Source organism: Bacillus salacetis (genome assembly GCF_003581585.1).
In the GTDB taxonomy this organism is placed as follows: Bacteria; Bacillota; Bacilli; order Bacillales; family Bacillaceae_B; genus Rossellomorea; species Rossellomorea salacetis.
Genome location: NZ_QXIR01000001.1, coordinates 1 through 19,845 on the forward strand (window position 1 = coordinate 1; position 19,845 = coordinate 19,845).

Here is a 19,845-nt window from a genome sequence, read left to right on the forward strand (position 1 = left end):
AATGTGTTAGCAACTGTGTAAGAACCGAAATTCTTACTAAAATTAACGTTGACGTTTTGTCTTGTTTTGTTCAGTTTTCAAGGTTCAATCTGTTTTCGCTGTGTTTCAAAAGCGACTTTATTATCTTAACACTTCATCATCTCAGTGTCAAACACTTTTCAAAACTTTTTTTGAATGATGCGGTAAGTTAACGTGCCGTTTGCAGCGACGAATAATAATATATCATGATAATATTTTTTACGCAATACTTTTTTTGAAAACTTTTCTCTAATAAAACATAAATCTTTTATGGTCTCATATATTTTAAAAGTAAACATTACCTTTGAGAGGAGTTCTTCTATTACATGCTAATAAACACAGCCCTTTTTCTTTCATTCATCATGGCAATATATTTATTTTCATTTTCATATGTTCAAGCAATCAAGATCAGTGAATCCGAAACAGAGGTAAGAGGGGGGACATTCATTTTTTCTACCATTATGGCATTTTTCTTTTCCGCCCTTACGTACGTGTTTATATAAGATAATCAAAAAGGAGGAAGGCAAGCTCTGCCGTTCCTCCTTTTTGAATCTCACCTTTGGAAATCTTCTTTCAGCAGGGATGACAGTGATGCATCAACAAACTTTCCTTTTTCAAAAAACCGTTTCCTCTGTGTTCCTTCATATACAAACCCGCATTTCTCAAGAGCATTTTTTGATCGATCGTTCTCCGGATCATAAAAAGCTTCTATCCGGTTGACACCCATTTGTTCAAATGCATAAGTGAATATTGCATTTAACGCCTCTCGCATTATTCCCCTTCCCCAAAAATCGGGATTCAGTTCATAACCCGCTTCAACTTTGAAATGTTCTTTCTCGATTGCATGGAAGCCGCAAGTACCGATTAAGAGGTCTTCCGGCTTGATTGTGATCGCCCATCTCACTTGCTCACGGCTTGTGAAACCTGATAACAATTTATGTATGAGCGCTTCTGCTTGCGAAAGATCAGTGAATGTCTCAAGATCATAATACTCTGTCACCCGGTCATCAGAGAAGTTCTCATAAATTGCTTGTGCGTCCTCGACAGTTATTTCTCTCAGTATCAGTCTTTCTGTCTCCAGCAGAGGAAAGACCTTAAATGCCTGATCCATCGTTTTAAGCCCCCTTCATTTGTGCAGCTGTTAATTTTCTGAGTTTACGTTCCTCTCTTACAAATAGGTAGATCCCTAACAAGATGACACCTCCGCCAATCATTTGTGACGGCATTACCGACTCTTCCAAAAGATAATACGCTAGGACGGATGCGCCTATTGGTTCAAAAAGGATGGCCATGGAAATCGTTGAAGTGCTCAGCCATTTCAGTGACCAATTGAACAAGGTGTGTCCCAGCAAGGTCGGTATTATGGCCAGGAGCAGAAAATAGAACCATTCTTCATTTGGATATGGGCCCAGCCTTTCCCCTTTTATCAATACATATATGAAAAGGACGACCGCACTCATCAGATATACGATAAATGTATATGTAATCAAAGAAAGCCTCTGCCTGACGTTCTGTCCGAATAACAAATACGCCGTAACCAGCGCACAGGCAAGGAGCGCCAGCAGATCTCCCCATAAGGCCATTCCGCTTATCCGAAAATCACCCCAGCTGATTACGACACTTCCGCTGATTGCCAACGCAGCAGACAATAGTGCAGATCTACTGAATTTCTCTTTAAAGAAAAGATATGTCCCAATAAAAGCAAATAACGGCTGCAGCGTGACCAGGACTGTAGAACTCGCGACAGATGTGTAATTCAACGATTCAAACCATAGGATGAAATGAAACGCCAGAAAGAATCCTGCAGCTACTGTGTAGCCCCAGTCCTTAAGCGTGATCCTTCTCAGTTCCTGCCTGTACTTTATAAGGAATACAGGAGACATCAAGATGATGGTAAACAGAAGCCTGTAAAAGGCAATCACTCCGGCATCTGCGCTTGAAACCTTCACCAGGATGGCAGATGTGGAAACAGATAACACTCCGATGATCAGGATGAAATATGGATTTATGCGATATTCCTGCACCTTTATTACCTCCTTTAATTTAAACCCTCTCAGCGGATTCTTACTTCTATACCATTGAGCCAGAATCCTTCTCAATTGGCAAATAAAAAAATCAGCCTTGCTTCAGGCCGATTTTTTCTATGAGCGTTTATTCATTTCAGCTGACTTAACAAAAGTAAACTTTTGCAGTTCTTCCAGTATCTTTGAGGGATGAGACCGCCCTTTTGTCGAAATGGAAAGCGTATACTTTATCAAATTTCCGGCTTTCGTGGTGTCTCCCTCTAAATTATACTGAGATACATCCATATCTTCAGAAGAAAATACTTCATTTATTTTGCTGATATGTCCTTCACCTTTCTCCATGGTCAATGTCAGCAGCAGATTATCTTTCATATCTATTTTCTTTTTATACAATTTCTCGAATCGGTTTAAGAAGAACAATGTGGTAACGATGATGATAGTGGCCAGTACCGCTTCGTAGTACATGCCTATCCCGACCACGATGCCAAGTCCTGCCACAACCCAGATACTTGCAGCGGTCGTCAATCCTTTCACGGTTATACCGCCCTGGACTAAAATAGTACCCGCCCCAAGGAAGCCTATACCCGATATTACATAGGACGGGATCCTGCTGGGGTCGAAGCCTCGCAAGTCATTATGTTCCTTAAGATAATCTTCAAATCCAAAAATGGAAACCAGCATCAGGAGACATGCCCCGACACCGACAACAATATGCGTTCTTAAACCCGCGGGGTGATTTTTGGCTTCACGTTCAATCCCTATAAGCCCGCTTAATAGAACAATCACAAATAATCTTATAGTAGAAGTAATCATTTCATCGGTCATAAACATTGGTTTTCCTGCCTCTCCATCATACCCTGATTGCTTTTAGAAATATAATTATATTTTTTTCTCTTATTTATCCTCATTCAAAATGGATTAAACAGCAGTAATGCAGGGAATACTCGTTTTACATTGTAAATACGGCCATGCCTTTTTATATTTATATGCAGATTCCCTGCCATCATTATGACTTTTTCAACTTTGAACAATATAAAGGAGGCACTATGACAGAGTGGGAGAACTTATTAAGAAATTGGCAGCTCGAGAATAAACTCTTACGTGTGGAATATCTAACAGCCAAGAAGGGAAAATCCTCCTTTTCCGGCCGGCTCTTGCAGTTTTACCCAGACACTCGCACACTGATTTTTTACATGGATGATACGAAATCGGTCATTTCTCTTTACTTAAATCAAATAGAGAATATCAATGCCGATTAACTTGATAAATATTGGAAATCAACCCATTGATGATGAATCTTTTTATTCATCGTCCCCGGAAATCCCCCACTGGCAAGCTTCAGCCCTTAAATACTGAGGCAGTTCTGCCACATTCAGACGCCTTGACGAAAGCCCGTAATGGTGATAAGATGACATTAATTGTTTTTGTTCGGTAACGCTTAAAGATTCGTCTTGATAGATTATTTAGAGCAAGAATGGTAATACATTGTGGCAAAAGCCACGCAGGAGGAAACACATATGTTACAAGGTAAAGTAAAATGGTTCAACGCAGAAAAAGGTTTCGGTTTCATTGAAGTAGAAGGACAAGACGATGTATTCGTTCATTTCTCTGCTATCCAAGGCGACGGTTTCAAAACTCTAGAAGAAGGTCAAACAGTTTCTTTCGAAGTTGAAGAAGGCGCTCGTGGACCTCAAGCTGCTAACGTAACTAAGTAATTAGTTAATATAACTGCGAAAAAGAACTCCCGAATCGGGAGTTCTTTTTTTATTCCATTCCAGCCAACTCTGTATATACCACGAGGCGCTCCTCGTACTCTTGCTCTTCATCATTAAAATTCCCGGAACAGGTAATTAAATTCAATCGAGGATTTGCGTGGTAACCGAATATACTTTCGAGCGGTGCATCACCCGTAAAATAGGAAGCGATGCCAATGACCTCAAAGATAAGTCTTTTACCATTTTCACCCTGAATCTCAACGGTATCACCTTTTTTTAATTCCCTGATATGATAAAATGCCCCGGGCTCCCCCCTTCCATCAAGGTGTCCGGCAATGACGGCATTGCCTGACCCTCCCGGCTTTATACCAGGCTCGAACCACCCGGCTTCATGGATGTTATCAGGTACTTCCATTTCTCCATTTTCCAAATACCCCACCTTTGCGACAGGTGCTTCCATCTCAATAGAGGGTATGATAATTTTTTCAGGGATTACTTCAGCCTTATTGATGGTGTGGGTCTGTGTTGGATTATAATTGAGGTTGGTTCCAGCAATTTCTGCAACAGTACTTTCCTCTACTGGTGATGGAAGAATCATGCTATCCGAAGTTGCTGCACTTGTATTAGCACTAATTGTTGTAACAAGGAGAATCCAGTATAGAATAATGCTTTTTTTTAACCATGCTTTCATTTTTCTCCCCCTATGTAAAAAAGGGAAGAGTTACCCCTTCCCCTGTTGAATTTACTCTGTTACAGATTTACGTCTAAATAGTGCCAGGCCAGCAAACAGCAAACCAGGAACTGCCCATAGTACCCATGTACTGTCGGTATTGTTCATTCCACCAAGACCCGTATTCGGCATTTCAGGCATACCCGCAAATTTATCCGGGAACTGATTCACAAATGCCGAGCTGAATAATTTTGCAGGTGTGAACATATGTCCGTACCCTTTTCTGGCAGTTTCCCATGCTGCTTCATAGTCACCTTGGACATAACTATTAAAGGTTCCGATCAACTGGTCAACATGAGTTTGAAGCCCCGCTGCCAAAGCATCTGCTTCAACGCGTGTTTCAGTGGCGCTGCTGATGAATTGGGAGAAATCCTGACGGTACTGATTTAATTCATTCAGAGCTTCTTCTTTTGCTGCTTCATCTTCATTCGCTGTACCATTCACATAATCAACGAAATAGGAGATATGGTTGCTCCACATTTCTTTGAACTTAGCCGCTGCTTCATCTCCATATACAGAACCGATTGCTGCTGAAAGCTCTTCTGTATTTTCATTCAGGACATTGACATTCGCCTGAAATTCAGGTGCTCCATCGATTCCATTTTGCATCGCCTGCTGTGCAAGTGCAAAGTGTTCAGAAAGAAGGAAGTTCAAATCGGATCGAAGGTTTGAGGCATTCGTAACTGCTTTTGTATTATTGAATTTTTCCGGGAATTGATTCACGATTGCACTTGACAAGGCTTTACTAGTCATATACAAATGTTCCATTGCTTCACTCTGCGTTGAATATGCTTTATCATAGTCTTCAGCCATATATGCATCGAAACCGGATATTAATTGCTCGATATGAGTTTGCAATCCAGAAGCTAATACATCAGCAGGGACCTTTCCATCTGTAGCTTCAGAAATGAAAGTTGAAAAATCCTGCTTATACATTTGCAGTTCTTCCAAAGCTGCTTGTTTAGCATCTTCATCACCATTGGCAGAAGCTTTTACGTAATCTACAAAATAACTGATATGATTGCTCCAAAATTCATTAAATTGATTTCCTGCTTCTTCTCCGTAAACGCTTTCGATAGCGGCTGTCAGGTCATCTGTATTCCCATTTAATGCTTCTGCCACTTGAGCATAATCTTCATCCCCATTTGCCCCTTTTCTCATAGCTGTCATAGCAAGATAAGCATGTTCAGAGAACAGTTTATCCAGGTCAGCCCTTAACTCGACCGCCGGTGTCTCAACTGATGGTGCTTCCGAATTGTTTGCTGCTGCCACTCCGGGAACTAACAGCGATAAACTTAATGGAACTGCGACTAATGCTTTTTTAAAATTCATCTTTTACCTCCTTGGTTTTTTCTTCTTTTGAGATGTTATGTAACACCCTTGTAAAGAAGCTGTATAATTATATGTTACGTTAGGACTATTCCACCCCAAGTACTTTGTAAACAATCAGATTGTATCAACTCTGGTTTTTCAGGGTAGAAATAACCAGGCAAACCCTACTATCTCTAGAGATGAAAAAATATTTATTTTTTTAAAAAAACTTATTATTGAGGAGTGTTTGGTTTACGAAAAAACAAGGTAAGTATATAATGAAGGTATCATCATAAAATAAAAAGAGAGCCCTGACGGCAATCAGGACTCCCTTACAGCAAATACCTGCATGGAAATGCAGCGGCTCAACATAAGCTAAACATAAGAAGTAATCATCTTTAACCTTTGGCCGGGGATGGGATGGTTACTTCTTTTTTTCTGTCACCGCGATTATCGCGACAACGAGCGTTCCAAATGCAATCATGATCTGAAGGACATCTCCAATTGCAACCATAAGCGTATCACCTCCCTTCTTACGGGAGTATGAGCCGCTGCCCCATCCTGTATTATGCTGTATCTCTATTATATCATCTATTGGCTGATATTTATCTCAGCAAAAAGGACCCCTCTGAATTTTTAAATAGGTACATTTCCCTGTCATCGCACATATCCATATTCGTTTACTACAACTTTTTCAACTCGTCTGCCAGAAATTCAACGTCGGTTCCAACCACCACTTGCAAATCTCGTTGGTTAAGCTTGATGATTCCTTTGGCACCGAGTCTTTTCAATTCAGTTTCATCGATAATACCAGTGTCATTCACCACCATCCGGAGCCTGGTGACACAATTATCGATAACCGCCACATTTCCCTTTCCTCCCAAGGCATCAAGATATTTCACCGCAAGTTCTGCATAATTGCCGCCAGCGGGTGCAATTTGAGAAAATTCGCCTTCTACTTCATCTTCTCTTCCAGGTGTTTTTAAATTCAGCTTAATGATCAAGAAGTAGAAAACCACAAAGTAAATCGCACCGTACAACAGGCCGATTCCTAATAGCATCAGCGGCTTTTTGGCAATATTATAATTCAATATATAATCGATTACACCCGCGGAAAAACCGAATCCATAGTGAATATCAAGTATATAGACCAATGACATGGCTGCCCCTGTCAATATCGCATGTGCCAGATAAAGAACCGGCGACAGGAACATAAACAAGAATTCAATCGGCTCCGTTATTCCTGTCAGGAATGAAGTGAAGGCAATACCGGCCATTGCACCTGTAATCAGCTTCCTCCTTTCCTTCTTGGCCGCCGCTACCATTGCAAACGCCGCCGCAGGAAGACCGAACATCATTACCGGGAAGAAGCCCGTCATAAAGATCCCGGCATCAGGATCTTTGGCAAAGAAACGGGTTAAATCCCCTCTTACCACATCCCCCGCAGCATTCGTAAATTCACCAAACTCAAACCACACAAGTGTATTCAGCACATGATGAAGACCGAGGGGAATCAGTAATCGGTTTAGAAAACCAAACACTCCTACCCCTAGTGCACCCGCTCCCACGATCCATTCTCCTACAGCGTTGATCGCCTCCTGAATCGGCGGCCAGACATATCCAAAGATGCCTGCGAGCAAAATCATCGCCAGAGATGTGACAATTGGCACGAACCGCCTTCCTCCAAAGAACCCTAAATAATCAGGAAGTTTTTTATCGTGATACCGGTTATAGAGTATACCGGCAATCACACCCGCAAGAATCCCTCCCAGGACCCCCATGTTGATTTCCTCATTAATGGCTTTTGTTCCTTCCACTAATACAAGAAATCCTATCGCCCCTGCCAAACCGGCTGAGCCATTCCCGTCCTTCGAAAGCCCAATCGCTACCCCGATCGCAAACAACAATGCCAAATGATCAAATATCGCTTTTCCCGCTGCCGATATAAAAGCTATGTCCAATAAGTCCGGCTGGCCGATCCGCAGCAATAAAGCCGCTGCAGGAAGAACAGCAATCGGGAGCATCAACGCCTTGCCAATACGCTGCAAAAACCCTAACATTTCCACCCCTTCTTTCTCTCAAAATGTATTTACTTAGAAATAATGACTCGTACTATAAAATATGTCGGAATCCTATCGATAAGACGTACTTTCCATCTTGGAAAATAAAATCCCTCCATGAATTATGATTGATACGTGTTTATATGGCTTTCCCTTCAAGTCATTAGCCCGCGTGTGAAGAAGAGGAGAAAAAGGAAGTCCCATTGAAAGCTAAGAACCAGTAATCATGGATTCTAAAAGAAAGAGACAGACGCAGCATCTGTCTCTTTCTTCTATATTTATTTTCTTCCAGGTAAATGCCCGCTTTCTTACCATCCAGGCAGCCTGACCTCTTCTCTCATGAATCAGGTCTGTCCCCCCCTTAAACCACCGTGGAAGACCTTGCCACAAATATATCCATCTGCTTCATGGAAATCCCCCTGAAATACTGCTATATTAAACTATGTACCAAAAAGCAACGGAAGGAAGTTGTGAGATGACAAACAATTCAGAAACCAAAAATGAAGACATCGTTTATTATAAAGATGAACCTGATGAAGTCAGCGGAAGATGCGAATGCGGGAATAAATTATTCAAATCGACTGTTAAAGATGGAATGTTTTACAGAAAGTGCAGAGAATGCGGCAAGACAAAAATTGTATAAAAAACGAGGCTGGAACAAAAGCTTTTCATTAACTAAAAAAGCCGAATTATTTTTAGAAATGCTAACTCAGCATTCTAGAATAGTTCGGCTTTTTGAATTCAATTAGATCTTAAGTGAAATTAGCATTCGGCTTTGGACGCTAATAAAATAGCTATGTCACAGCCTCTACATTTTTATATCCGAATCTTTCTCTCTGTATTTTGTATATAGAACCTTCGCTCCCAAAACCAACAGGACGAGAGCTGCATAAATCATGAAAAAAACCAGGTATCCCCATAATCCGATTACAGCATCGGCAAATTCCATATTTCCCCTGTTTGTGATGGCCTGCTGAATTTCTATAGCAAACACTAGGACGAACATGAATGTCATGGTATAAAGGAAAGAAATGATTGTTATGCCAAAAGGAAGCTTCGAAAGCCATTTAGTGAAAAGGAAAACGACCATAAAGGCAGCGATCCCGATGAATCCCATGATCCAGAAATGCAAATCTTTATCCGTTAGGTTCAGGCCCAAAAAGTCATTCGACACTTTAATCAGTATATCATGCAGCTGATTCACAGCTTCAGCCAGCGCTTTGATGCCTTTCTTCATTTCCCGCTCTCCCATTTCTATATTAATCGAGCACCTACACAGTATACCAATATAGAAACCTGGATGGTATCACTTATTACAAGGCTGTTTTCGCATATATTGTTGCTTTTGGAAAAATCCCGGGTGCCTGATTTTCCCACCTGTATTCCGATGTTTTACTCTCGAAACAAAAGAGCATCTTTTTTCTTTCCGGCTTATCAGGATTTTTCGGCGATTTACCAGGATATTAGTTGAAATTCATTTTAAATAGCGACAAAGTTTACGAATAGAGCCTATTAAAATGATACCTTGGACACTTACGCCGTTACAGTATTACTGGCCCGCCAGCGTGGCAGTAAAGCTTTCTCAGTATATGATGGTTCTTTCGCATACATGCGGATGACGTCCTTGATCTCCTCAGCGAGGTACTTTTCATTTTTATTATTCGCAAGCGATGGATAGCCGGATCCTCTCTGAAGATAATCCGAACTTGCAACCTTGTAGAATTTTTCCTCTTCAAGCGGCTGGCCGCCGATCAATACCTCAATGACCTTATTGCCATCATGCTTTATTATCGCTCCGGAAACATGCAGTTTTCCGGCAAACCTCCCCCGAAACCCTGGTCCCTTTCCCTCGGCAAGGCATACCTGTGCATCAAGCGACTGCTCGAATGCTTCCCGCAAGTGCTTACCCTGGACTTCAAAAGAAGTGGGATTTAGTGGTGAGGGACAAATCTCAATGAGTTTCTTGTTAGATATAAATTCAAATGCCCCGGCGTTGACTATCCCGCTGTTGATCAATCCTATTTCACACTGAAGCATATCCCGCAACCCGTCTGCGATCAAGTTACTGATCGGATTTTCTTCGACGGCATCATGCCAAAGGGGGGTATTAAGGCGATATAGCGGCTGACTCAAAACATCAATGGCTTTCTCCTTATTTCGTTTGAGTATTGAGACCACTTCCCCATCTTCCTCCTCATCCCTTGTTGCCACTGTTTTGGAGTGAAGCAGTTCCACTCCTGCAGTAGAGATCTCAATATCAATGATTCCCACATATTCCCCATAACAACCGGCACTATTCAAGATCGTTCCATTGACTATTTTCGCCTCCGGGTAAAGCTGGTGATCATGAGAGGAGATGATGATATCAATACCATCTATTTCCTCTGCAAGGGCATCATCTGCAAAAGTACCGACATGATTCAGCACAAGACAAAGATCATATTCCCCTTTTCGAGTTTGGATTACCTCCTTAAGGGCTTCCTTATAAGAACTGATATGGACCCCCAAACCATCATTGAAAGCCCCAAGATCAGGTGAAGATCCAGTAATGAGGATACGGACCCCTTACTTCTGAATGATTATGGATGGCATAACTCCTTTGACCGGAACCTTTCCTTTTCTTTGAAGGTTGTTACTGATGAACGGCACCCTGCTTATCTCCGCCATATACTGCAGGGTGTCCACTCCATTGAAGGTTTCGTTATTGCCGATGGTGATGGCGTCATACCCTGCGTACTCCAGCAGTTCTATCGCAGCTGCCCCTCTTGTACCCTGGAGCTCGATACTTTTAAAGTCTGCAAAATCACCGCCATCCACTAACAATGTATGTTCATCTTTGTACTTTTTGATTAAAGTGACAGCTCTGGAAAATTGCCCAAAGTGACTGTGCAGATCATTCGTATGCATGATTCTTAATTTCATATTCCACCTCTATTTTCAATACTTGTTACCAATAAGCTTCGAGGCATCATCCTATACTCCTGCAAACATAGAAAAATTCCGAATATTAAAATTCCATTTTTTTCTTAATTTTTCGTTTAAAAATCTTGTTAATAGTCTATAATACCTATAGGAACGGAGATGTTGATATATGAACAAAGACATTGAAACCCTTATCTTCATAAAAGAACTCGGCAGACTTTTTGATGATTATAAGCGATGCCCTGACACTAGTTTAAAAGCATTGATACAAGATGAAATTCTTTTCTTGACAGAAATCATAAACCCGAATTAATTATTCTATAAATAACGGCCCTGTTTTTTTGCAGAGCCGTTTTTCTTTTCACTCATTTTCTAAGACAGGCATGAATAACCTTCTTATAGATGAAATCGTCTAAGGAGGAATAATGATGAAAAAGATTTTCGTAATTGGAGCTGCTCTCCTGTTCATTAGCGGATGCGGTACTGAAGAGGCAGCTGTTCCAAGTGAACTGTGCGGATATGGAGAGATGATGACCGTCAATGGAAAAGAGTATCTGCGGATTAATGAAGAAAAACCGCTGACTCTGGACAAAGAAATGGGTGAAATCACTTCAAAGATAGATAAAGCTCTTCACCCTGTCGCTGATCTCACCTCTAACAGCCTGGAGGAAGGGACTAAAATTTTCAGTGTACGGAACCATGATGATTTTCTTGTTGCAAAAACGAGTAATGAAAAGTATCTTCTATTCGAACAAATAAATTATTAAGTGAATGTCTGGCAAATGCCGGACTTTCTCTTGTCCACAATTAATTTCCTTTCCCTGGATGAAATAAGATATAATAATCGGTAGTTTGATAATTTGGAAGAGAAGTCCGGAAAACCGTGATAGAGAAGTTGGAGGATAATTAAATGACTAATGAAATACATGCATTGGGACACAGAATTTTAGTCAAGAAACATGATCTTGCAAAAGAAATACATAGGGATAGAATGGCAGGGGTCCCCATGACTGAAACAGATAAACACAATTTCGCAAAATTCGAACCAAAAATCCTCGAACTTCGTGCGGAATTTCTCAGCTTATTTGGAGAAGCATTGGTACAGTATGAAGATCCGCAGCAAGCTATCAATCAAGTTGACCAATGGGGGCGTACGAACGGTGAGTATTTCTTCCAACTGGGAGCACCTTTGAATGAAGCGTTGAAGGACACAAGTTTCTATAGGGAATATATCTGGAAGGCTGTCAGGGAAGCAGCAAATGAATGCAGTATTTCCACAGACACTTTATTTAAAGTAATCTCTATTATAGATCCATTATTGGACCGAGCGGTTTATAATTTCAGTCTGAGCTATGTGGACAGTTTCCAAAAGGCAATGGAAAATGCAAAATCGGCTTTCCTTGAATTATCAGTTCCAGTAGTCCCTCTTGGACCGGAAGTCGGTATCTTGCCTTTAATCGGAAATATCGATACTGAACGGGCAAGGCTGCTGATTGAGGAAACATTAAAGCAAGCGGAAAGATTACAATTGAATCACCTTGTCATCGACCTGTCCGGTGTACTCACTGTTGATACGATGGTTGCTGATCAATTATTCAAGATAATCGAAGCCCTTTCTTTAATCGGGGTAAAGGCGATCATCACCGGGATCCGCCCAGAGGTCTCTCATACAATGGTTTCCCTGGGATTGAACCTTGATCGCTTGACGATTAAAGGGACCCTTCATCAAGCTTTGATTGCGCTGAATTTCAATACCGTTTCTTAAGCCATATTTCCAGCAGCCACATTTATGCGGCTGCTATTTTTTCGAATTAATTTCATTTCAATAATGAGTCCGGCACAAATAAAAAGGACTGAAACTCAGCCCTTCATTCCACGCTACAAGGCAAATCTATCATATACTGTTTTGATTACTTTTCCGGTTTTGTCGTAATAAACTTCCTTCGTATAATACCAATAAGAATCCCTATCGCTATATAGCTTGATGTATCCTGATGAAGTATAGACAGTCTTCACATAGGTCCAGGTATGTCCGCCTCCATCCACTGGAACAGATAATGGACTGATTGTATCATCATCTGCCTGCATCACTGCTCCTTTATCGGATTCCTCAGCCGATGCTGCACCGCTGCTAAGGATTGCTGCTGCCGCTACCCCTCCAAGAAGACTAAAGAATGTTTTTTTTGCCGACATCATTTTCTTTCCCCTCTTTCAGTGATTTATCTATTTCTGCTCACTTGATGAAAATAATCTTTGATTTCAGCAGGGTGATATAGTGCAATTCTCTTATATATTATCATAATCTTTCCAATTCATTTGAAAATTGGTGCAATTTTATCGATCCGATTTGTCCATAACCCACCAGTATAGTTTGAAGGCAGTGTTTCCAGATCCTTCTCTGAATCAAACCCTTCAGACCAGGTTCCGTCTCCAGCCACAATGATGACTCTTGTCTCCACAGCCTCCATCCGATTTAGGAATTTATCCGGCCAGCCCCATAACAAACGGACATATTTTTGCGGTATGTGCAGCTGGGTTTCAGTGCAATCATCCGGCACTGCTCCCGACCATCCGTATGACAGGTAAGGAATAAGACAGCCTTTCAGCGTTTCTTTCGACATTACCCTGATATCAGGGAGGACCTTTTTCAGCGATTGAATCGGGGCATCTCCTCCATAAACTGTAATTAAATCCCGCTGGCTGTCTGAAAGCTGCAAGATTTTTTCAGCCAGCAGGCTGCCTTCCTCACGGTCATTGCTTTTAATATGAATCAAGAACAACTTACCAGGGAAAGTACTTAACACTTCCTTCAAGGATGGCATGAGCCCGACTCCTTCTCCCCTGAAAGGGTACGTCTTTCCGCCATCAGCTGTATATCCATATCCAATATCAGCCTTTTTCAACTGCTCCATTGTATACTCTTTCGGTTCTCCTGTAAGATTGGTGCGGCAATCCAGGGTCCAGTCATGAAAAACGGCAAATTCCCCGTCCTTCGTTGGCCGGATATCAAATTCCACCATATCTGCCCCCTCCTTAAAGGCTGCTTCTATAGAAGGAAGCGTATTCTCCAAATAAGTATGCTCCGGCTCATAGATTCTTTCCGCCGTACAAGTATCCCCTTCAATCCCATGCATGCTGAACGTTTGGGCCATTCCCCGGTGAGCAAGAAGGAAGGGGTCCCCTTTCCGCTCTTTTGTGAGGAGAGATGTATTATTGGCAAAAATAAAAACTGATAGAATAAGGATGACAATGGCACTCTTCTTTACTAGTTTCTTAAAGTTCACTTTCCTAACCTCCAATTTCGGTATAAACTATCTATGAAGACTATAGTAAATATTAAGGACATTCCTCAATAGAAGATCAATGATAATTCAATAACAATCACATCATTAGGAGAATAAAATGAAAGCAGCTGCATTTATGATCATTGAACAAGGCACACCTTATGAAAACGGCGCCTTTATACCCCTTAGCTCCAGAAAAACCATTATTGGCAGGAAGTCAAAAGAGAATTCTCCTGACATCCCCTTTCAGAATATCCACATATCAAGGGAACACGCCGCGATAATCCAACATCAATCCGGTGAGTTCTTCATTGAAGATCTAGGCAGCAAGCATGGGACATGGCTCAACCGCCGGCCGCTTACTGCTAATCAGCAGATTCCCTTAAGAAATTCTGACAATATTTCATTGGCTGGCGGCTTGATTAAATTTTCTTTTACACTGACCAGCCTTGAGTTGACAGCCGATCTTGTTCCCATGGGCCATGCCGCCACCCCAAAGGAATTTCAGTTAAACCCCATAAGACAGGAACTGACAGTCAATGGGGCCATCCGTGTTTTTTCAGAGAAGGAGTTTAAATGTTTAGAGGTTTTATTGAACAACCACAGTCAGTTCATCTATAACGACGATATAAAAGAAACTGTCTGGCCAGAGAGAAAACATTCAGAGGATTCGACACCTGATGTAACACCTGAAGAAATCAATGCACTGATCTATCGTATCCGAAAGAAACTACCTGAGTGCCTGAGCATAGAAAATATAAGAAGCAGGGGATACATCTTATCAATTCAAGATATTACCTGAAGGATCCGGTGAAAAGGACAGAACAAACTTCTCTACATGTTCAATGAAAGACCATGTTCCGTCTTTTTGTGATAGCACCACTATTCATAAAAAGAGCCAAAAAAAGCAGACACATGACAGCGTCTGCTTTTTGTCCCACTGCATTTAAAAATCAAAGTCATCCGGATCAGGACCGACCCGATGATCCTGATTCAAACCATCTATCTTTCTCATATCCGGTTCAGTAAGTTCAAAATCAAATACGGATGCATTTTCTATAATCCTTTTTTCTTTGGTGGACTTGGGAATCACCACGATCTGATTCTGCAAATGCCAGCGAAGGATCACTTGTGCTGCTGTCTTGGTGTACTTTTCTCCTATTTCTTGAAGAACAGGGTGTCCGAGGATTTCCCCCTGCATCAAAGGTGACCATGCCTCAAGCTGGATATTATTTTTTTCACAAAAAGCCAGCAGCGTTTTCTGCGTCAATCTTGGATGGAGTTCTACCTGATTCACCATCGGCTTTATAACAGCTTCCATAAGCAAGGTTTTTAAATGATGAATTTGAAAATTGCTTACCCCCACCGCTTTGATTTTTCCATCTTTATAAAGCTTCTCAAGGGCTTTCCATGCATCGATATATCTCCCTTCCACCGGCCAATGGATCAGATAAAGGTCCAGGTAATCCAAGCCGGATTTTTCTAATGATTGTTCAAATGCAGCCAAAGTTTCTTCATAACCCAGATCATCATTCCATACTTTCGAGGTGATGAACAGGTCGCTTCTGTTTATTCCGGCTTCTTGGGTTCCTTCCCTGATCCCTCGGCCTACTCCTTCTTCATTTCCATAGATGGCGGCAGTATCGATACTTCTATATCCATGCTTGATCGCTGTATTAACCGCATGGACAAGCTCCGGACCTTCTTCTACTTTAAATACACCCAGCCCCAGCAATGGCATTTGAATTCCGTTAGATAATTGAGTTGTGCTTTGTAACATGTTCATATTCTTTTCCTCCAATTATTTTATTCTTTACGCTTATTCTGCCTGTGAAGTAATCTGATCAACATTTTCCAGGCGCCTGCTCCAGGCTGTAAGCAGAACCGCTGCCGTCACCATAAGGCCGCCCAGCCAGCCTGTATGAATTAATCCGATTGAATCGGTAATGACCCCGCCAAGGTAGGAGCCGATTGCGATTCCCGCATTAAATGCGGCAATATTGAGGGCGGATGCCATATCCACCGCACCGGGAACAAATCGTTCAGCAAGCATGACTACATACACCTGCAATCCGGGAACATTCATAAATGCAAACAGCCCCATTGCAATAATCGTCAATAACCCAACAATTTTAAAAGGTGCCGTGAATGATAAGACAAATAGAATAACCGCCTGGAAGATAAACATATAAAATAATGCATTTATAGGGTTCTTATTGGATAACCTTCCTCCAACCATATTTCCGATCGCAATCGCTAGTCCATAAATCAGCAGGATGATTGCTACACTTCCTGACTTGAACCCGGTAACCTCCTGAAGTAATGGGGAAAGGTACGTGAAGACAACAAATGTGCCTCCGTATCCAAGAGCCGTTATGATGAACACAAGCAGCAGACGCCCGTTGGTAAGAAGTCTGAATTGATCAACAAACGTCGCTTTCGCACCCTTTTCTAAATCTGATGGTACAAGCAGGGCATTGGCGATCAAAGAGATAAGCCCGATGATGACGATTGCCAGGAATGCGTTTCTCCATCCGAATTGCTGGCCAAGGAAGGTTCCAAATGGCACCCCGGTGACCGTAGCAACCGTAAGCCCTGTGAACATAATTGAAATGGCACTCGCCCTTTTGTTTGCCGGAACGAGGCTTGCTGCTATGGTAGATCCAATGGACATGAACACGCCATGGGAAAAAGCCGACAGCACCCTTGCCGCAAGTAAAATGTTTACACTTGAAGCTGCTGCTGCAATACTGTTTCCAATGATGAAAATAATCATGATCCAGAGCAGCAGGGCTTTTCTGGACATACTGGAAGTGAGTGATGTAATGACAGGAGCTCCAACTGTCACTCCAAGTGCATACAGTGAAACCGTCAATCCGGCGGTTTTCACGGAAATATTCAAATCATCGGATATAAGCGGGAGCAATCCGACGCTGATGAATTCTGTCGTTCCTATCGCAAAGGCACTGACCGCTAAAGCCAGCAGCCCTAATAGACTTCTTTTTCTTTCTTTTGGCATTTTTTCTTCCTCCTCATTTAGTAGTCATTTCGGCCGGCAAATGTTAGTATGATTCATACAGATTCAAATGAAAAGTACGTACTTTAAAGTGATATAGGAACCATAAAGTACTATAGGCACTAAAAAGTTCCTGTGAATAGGAGGCTGCGATTTGAAAAAAAAGAAATATAACATAAGCGTAGAAGCCACTTTGGAAGTCATCGGCGGGAAATGGAAATGTGTGATTCTCTGCCATCTTACCCATGGTAAAAAAAGAACAAGTGAGTTAAAGCGGCTGATGCCGAATATTACCCAGAAGATACTTACCCAGCAGCTGCGGGAACTTGAAGAAGACGGCGTCATCAACCGCATCATCTATAATCAAGTCCCTCCGAAAGTAGAATATGAACTGAGTGAATATGGATGGAGCCTTCAAGGGATCCTGGATTCTCTTTGTGCGTGGGGGGAAAACCATATTACCAAAGTATATGGAGATAAATCGGAGGTACTTGAGGAAAGTATTTTGAACGAGTAGACTTAAACACACGAAAAGCCCGATTCAAAAAATTTGAATCGGGCTTTCTCTTAAGGTGCGGAGCAGGACAGCCTATGACCTGTTTAGGCCTAGTCCATACGTACGGAGCTGATCCGCTCTTATCTGACATTCATATCATTAGGATGAGGACCCTTACGTCTGTCCTTGTTCAATCCGTCAATTTGGCTCATTTCATCTGCAGTCAGTTCGAAATCGAATACATTGAAGTTTTCTTCGATTCTTGAAGGAGTGACTGATTTAGGGATGACAATTGTATTATTTTGCAGGTGCCAGCGAAGGACTACCTGAGCAGATGTTTTTTCATGTGCTTCAGCAATGCTTTTAATTGTATCATTTTGCAGCACTTCCCCGCCTTGCTCAAGTGGACTCCATGCTTCAACAAAGATATCATGCTTTGCACAGAATTCTTTCAAGTCATTTTGTGCAAGATGAGGATGGCATTCAACCTGATTCAATACAGGCTTGACGTCACATTCTTTTAAAAGGCGTTCCAAGTGCTCGATTTCGAAGTTGCAGACACCGATAGCCTTTACCTTACCGTCATTATAAAGCTTCTCTAAAGCTTTATATGTATCCACGTACTCATCAAACTCCGGAGTCGGCCAATGAATCAAGTATAAATCCACATAGTCAAGACCAAGTCTTTCCAAGCTTTCATCAAAAGCACGCAATGTGTTGTCATACCCTTGGTCGGTATTCCAGACTTTTGTTGTGATGAAGAGTTCTTCGCGCGGTACTGAAGCTTCTTTGATTGCCTTGCCCACACCTTCTTCATTTTGGTAGATCATTGCCGTATCAATGGATGTATAGCCCGTTTCAATTGCTTTTGAAACCGCTGCTGTCGCTTGATCATTCTCAACCTGCCATACCCCGAATCCAAGCTGAGGCATTTTGACACCATTATTTAGAGTCACGAAATTCATTAGGCATATCTCCTTTAAAATAGATTCCTCACCAGGTGAAGCACATCTTTAAGGTGTACTCCGCGGTCCTGCTTTATTCCAAGCAAAACGTGAAATCCACCTGGCCGGTAAGCCAATTATATAAAACCAGCTGGGAATTTTTAAAGTAAATAGACTTGAGAAAATGAAGGAGGGGACATGGGAGGACTGAAATTCCCCCTTGAGAGCTTGGCACATCGGCTGTTAAAGGGGAATTCGCCTTTTCATGAGAGAGATTAGGTGCATAAAGGCTATTTCTCTTCTATTCGTGCCTCTTTATGGCTGCTTCGGGACCTCTAAGGGCACGGATCCTCTTTTATTCGTACCTCTTCATGCCTGCAACACGCCCCCTAAGGGCATGTTTCTCTTCTATTCGTGCCTCTTCATCGCTGCTTCGGGACCTCTAAGGGTACGCTTCTCTCTTTCTCGTACCCCTTCATGGCTGCAACGCGACCTCTAAGGGCACGATCCTCTTTTATTCATACCCCTTCATGCCTACAACGCGATCTCTAAGGGCACGATCCTCTTTTATTCGTACCTCTTCATGCCTGCATATGGACCTCTATGGGCATGTTTCTATTCTATTCGTGCCTCTTTATCACTGATTCGCGACCTCTAAGGGTACGCTTCTCTCTTTCTCATACCCCTTCATGCCTACAACGCGACCTCTAAGGGCACGATCCTCTTTTATTCATACCCCTTCATGCCTACAACGCGACCTCTAAGGGCACGATCCTCTTTTATTCGTACCCCTTCATGCCTGCATATGGACCTCTATGGGCATGTTTCTATTCTATTCGTGCCTCTTCATCACTGCTTCGGGACCTCTAAGGGTACGCTTCTCTCTTTCCCGTACCCCTTCATGGCTGCAACGCGACCTCTAAGGGCACGATCCTCTTTTATTCATACCCCTTCATGCCTGCAACGCGACCTCTAAGGGCACGATCCTCTTTTATTCATACCCCTTCATGCCTGCATATGGACCTCTAAGAGCATGTTTCTCTTCTATTCGTGCCTCTTCATCGCTGCTTGGGGACCTCTAAGGGTACGCTTCTCTCTTTATCGTACCTCTTCATGGTGCATATGGACCTCTAAGGGCACGATCCTCTTTTATTCATACCCCTTCATGCCTGCAACGCGCCCCCTAAGGGCATGTTTCTCTTCTATTCGTGCCTCTTCATCGCTGCTTCGGGACCTCTAAGGGTATGCTTCTCTCTTTATCGTACCTCTTCATGGTGCATATGGACCTCTAAGAGCATGGTTCTCTTTTATTCATACCCCTTCAT

Annotated in this window: 22 protein-coding genes; 7 read left to right on the top strand and 15 right to left on the bottom strand. The window is 42.2% G+C overall.

Translation table 11 applies throughout. The features are described from left to right. Positions 1-571: 571 nt before the first annotated feature. From D3H55_RS00005 to D3H55_RS00015, 3 genes are all read right to left on the bottom strand, one after another. Positions 572-1,129: a GNAT family N-acetyltransferase gene (locus tag D3H55_RS00005; RefSeq protein ID WP_119544762.1), complete on the bottom strand. Its 558-nt coding sequence runs from the start codon at positions 1,127-1,129 to the stop codon at positions 572-574. A gap of 4 nt (positions 1,130-1,133) precedes the next feature. After that, positions 1,134-2,042 carry a DMT family transporter gene (locus tag D3H55_RS00010; RefSeq protein ID WP_119544763.1) on the bottom strand — a complete coding sequence of 303 codons (909 nt, stop codon included), beginning with the start codon at positions 2,040-2,042 and terminating at the stop codon, positions 1,134-1,136. 117 nt (positions 2,043-2,159) lie between these two features. Continuing rightward, complete coding sequence (locus tag D3H55_RS00015; RefSeq protein WP_119544764.1) at positions 2,160-2,873, bottom strand: MgtC/SapB family protein; 714 nt, start codon at positions 2,871-2,873, stop codon at positions 2,160-2,162. A gap of 215 nt (positions 2,874-3,088) precedes the next feature. Here D3H55_RS00015 and D3H55_RS00020 point away from each other — a divergent pair, with 215 nt between their 5' ends. Beyond that, positions 3,089-3,301, top strand: coding sequence for a hypothetical protein (locus tag D3H55_RS00020; RefSeq protein WP_119544765.1), 213 nt, complete (start codon positions 3,089-3,091; stop codon positions 3,299-3,301). Positions 3,302-3,559: 258 nt separating this feature from the next. Further along, the gene (locus D3H55_RS00025) at positions 3,560-3,757 is read left to right on the top strand and encodes a cold-shock protein (protein WP_119544766.1); all 198 of its coding nucleotides are present in this window, start codon (positions 3,560-3,562) and stop codon (positions 3,755-3,757) included. A 49-nt stretch (positions 3,758-3,806) separates the two neighbouring features. Here D3H55_RS00025 and D3H55_RS00030 read toward each other — a convergent pair whose 3' ends face one another. From D3H55_RS00030 to nagE, 4 genes are all read right to left on the bottom strand, one after another. Beyond that, a complete protein-coding gene (locus D3H55_RS00030; protein WP_119544767.1) occupies positions 3,807-4,448 on the bottom strand; it encodes a class F sortase in 642 nt (213 codons plus the stop codon). A 51-nt stretch (positions 4,449-4,499) separates the two neighbouring features. Beyond that, positions 4,500-5,819 (bottom strand): copper amine oxidase, encoded by a 1,320-nt coding sequence (locus D3H55_RS00035; protein ID WP_119544768.1) that lies wholly within the window; start codon positions 5,817-5,819, stop codon positions 4,500-4,502. Between the two features lie 403 nt (positions 5,820-6,222). Beyond that, positions 6,223-6,312 carry a putative holin-like toxin gene (locus D3H55_RS24790; protein ID WP_240628433.1) on the bottom strand — a complete coding sequence of 30 codons (90 nt, stop codon included), beginning with the start codon at positions 6,310-6,312 and terminating at the stop codon, positions 6,223-6,225. Positions 6,313-6,481: 169 nt separating this feature from the next. Beyond that, positions 6,482-7,858 (bottom strand): N-acetylglucosamine-specific PTS transporter subunit IIBC, encoded by a 1,377-nt coding sequence (gene nagE, locus D3H55_RS00040; protein WP_119544769.1) that lies wholly within the window; start codon positions 7,856-7,858, stop codon positions 6,482-6,484. Positions 7,859-8,333: 475 nt separating this feature from the next. Here nagE and D3H55_RS23910 point away from each other — a divergent pair, with 475 nt between their 5' ends. Next, positions 8,334-8,501, top strand: a complete 168-nt coding sequence (locus D3H55_RS23910) for a DUF8096 family protein (protein ID WP_168412903.1) — start codon at positions 8,334-8,336, stop codon at positions 8,499-8,501. Between the two features lie 165 nt (positions 8,502-8,666). Here the strand turns inward: D3H55_RS23910 and D3H55_RS00050 are convergent, their stop codons facing one another. The 3 genes from D3H55_RS00050 to D3H55_RS24800 form a co-directional block, all read right to left on the bottom strand. Next, on the bottom strand, positions 8,667-9,095 hold the full coding sequence (locus D3H55_RS00050) for a hypothetical protein (RefSeq protein ID WP_119544771.1): 429 nt from the start codon (positions 9,093-9,095) through the stop codon (positions 8,667-8,669). Between the two features lie 296 nt (positions 9,096-9,391). Beyond that, complete coding sequence (locus D3H55_RS24795) at positions 9,392-10,285, bottom strand: 5'-nucleotidase C-terminal domain-containing protein (protein ID WP_240628435.1); 894 nt, start codon at positions 10,283-10,285, stop codon at positions 9,392-9,394. A 138-nt stretch (positions 10,286-10,423) separates the two neighbouring features. After that, positions 10,424-10,780, bottom strand: coding sequence for a metallophosphoesterase (locus D3H55_RS24800; protein WP_240628437.1), 357 nt, complete (start codon positions 10,778-10,780; stop codon positions 10,424-10,426). 428 nt (positions 10,781-11,208) lie between these two features. On the opposite strand from D3H55_RS24800, the gene D3H55_RS00060 reads away from it, so the two are divergent. Continuing rightward, complete coding sequence (locus tag D3H55_RS00060) at positions 11,209-11,547, top strand: hypothetical protein (protein ID WP_119544772.1); 339 nt, start codon at positions 11,209-11,211, stop codon at positions 11,545-11,547. Between the two features lie 143 nt (positions 11,548-11,690). Then, complete coding sequence (locus D3H55_RS00065; protein ID WP_119544773.1) at positions 11,691-12,545, top strand: STAS domain-containing protein; 855 nt, start codon at positions 11,691-11,693, stop codon at positions 12,543-12,545. Between the two features lie 113 nt (positions 12,546-12,658). Here the strand turns inward: D3H55_RS00065 and D3H55_RS00070 are convergent, their stop codons facing one another. Together D3H55_RS00070 and D3H55_RS00075 are read right to left on the bottom strand one after the other, a co-directional pair. Continuing rightward, complete coding sequence (locus D3H55_RS00070; RefSeq protein ID WP_168412904.1) at positions 12,659-12,973, bottom strand: hypothetical protein; 315 nt, start codon at positions 12,971-12,973, stop codon at positions 12,659-12,661. A gap of 119 nt (positions 12,974-13,092) precedes the next feature. Then, complete coding sequence (locus D3H55_RS00075; RefSeq protein ID WP_119544775.1) at positions 13,093-14,064, bottom strand: glycerophosphodiester phosphodiesterase family protein; 972 nt, start codon at positions 14,062-14,064, stop codon at positions 13,093-13,095. A 118-nt stretch (positions 14,065-14,182) separates the two neighbouring features. On the opposite strand from D3H55_RS00075, the gene D3H55_RS00080 reads away from it, so the two are divergent. Then, positions 14,183-14,866, top strand: coding sequence for an FHA domain-containing protein (locus D3H55_RS00080; protein ID WP_119544776.1), 684 nt, complete (start codon positions 14,183-14,185; stop codon positions 14,864-14,866). 144 nt (positions 14,867-15,010) lie between these two features. Here D3H55_RS00080 and D3H55_RS00085 read toward each other — a convergent pair whose 3' ends face one another. Continuing rightward, positions 15,011-15,850, bottom strand: a complete 840-nt coding sequence (locus D3H55_RS00085) for an aldo/keto reductase (protein WP_119544777.1) — start codon at positions 15,848-15,850, stop codon at positions 15,011-15,013. Positions 15,851-15,883: 33 nt separating this feature from the next. Further along, positions 15,884-17,083 (bottom strand): MFS transporter, encoded by a 1,200-nt coding sequence (locus tag D3H55_RS00090; protein WP_119544778.1) that lies wholly within the window; start codon positions 17,081-17,083, stop codon positions 15,884-15,886. A 151-nt stretch (positions 17,084-17,234) separates the two neighbouring features. Between D3H55_RS00090 and D3H55_RS00095 the strand changes: the two genes are divergently transcribed. Next, the gene (locus tag D3H55_RS00095) at positions 17,235-17,597 is read left to right on the top strand and encodes a winged helix-turn-helix transcriptional regulator (RefSeq protein ID WP_119544779.1); all 363 of its coding nucleotides are present in this window, start codon (positions 17,235-17,237) and stop codon (positions 17,595-17,597) included. Positions 17,598-17,716: 119 nt separating this feature from the next. Here D3H55_RS00095 and D3H55_RS00100 read toward each other — a convergent pair whose 3' ends face one another. Further along, positions 17,717-18,541 (bottom strand): aldo/keto reductase, encoded by an 825-nt coding sequence (locus D3H55_RS00100; protein ID WP_119544780.1) that lies wholly within the window; start codon positions 18,539-18,541, stop codon positions 17,717-17,719. Positions 18,542-19,845 lie beyond the last annotated feature (1,304 nt).